At 58.5% G+C, this 549-nt stretch carries 1 protein-coding gene; it reads left to right on the top strand.

Features of this window, described 5'->3' with window-relative positions:
* Positions 1 to 56 precede the first annotated feature (56 nt).
* Positions 57 to 443: a VOC family protein gene (locus K6753_RS14405; RefSeq protein WP_223677163.1), complete on the top strand. Its 387-nt coding sequence runs from the start codon at positions 57 to 59 to the stop codon at positions 441 to 443.
* Positions 444 to 549 lie beyond the last annotated feature (106 nt).

Here is a 549-nt window from a genome sequence, read left to right as displayed (position 1 = left end):
GTGTTAGGCCGCACAAGAGCCTTCGCCGCAGATTAATTTCATAGCTTGGAGTCATCGTGTCCGCACCAGCTCGCGCCGGCATCTTCATCTACGCCAAAGACCCTGATCGCCTTTCTGGCTTCTACCAGTCTGTTCTCGGCATGGCGCCCGCTCATCGTACTGACCAGATGGTTGTGCTTCGCTCGCCGGATTTGCAGCTCATCGTTCACGCCATGCCTCCGGACGCCGCGTCGCAGGTCGCAATCACCAGCCCGCCGCAGCTGCGCGACAATGCCGCTATCAAGTTCTTCTGCACTGTCCCTAGCCTTTCGGGCGCTGAAGAATCAGCGCAATCTTTGGGCGGGCACGTCCTTCCAGAGCAATGGCAAGGCCCCGGGTTCGTGGTTCGCAATGCCTGTGACCCCGAAGGCAATATCTTCCAGGTCCGCGAGAGTGCGGCCTAACAATTCGTTCAAGCCGAACTTGCTTCGCTACACCAACAACGTGGCAGGTAAAGCTTGCCACGTTGTCGGCTACGCTACGCAAGTCGGCTTAACTCAGGCGTTAGGC

The organism is Novilysobacter selenitireducens, assembly GCF_020026895.1.
GTDB classification, from domain to species: Bacteria; Pseudomonadota; Gammaproteobacteria; order Xanthomonadales; family Xanthomonadaceae; genus Lysobacter_C; species Lysobacter_C selenitireducens.
The sequence above is the reverse complement of the archived record's forward strand: the minus strand, read 5'-3'. Positions and strand labels throughout refer to the sequence as shown.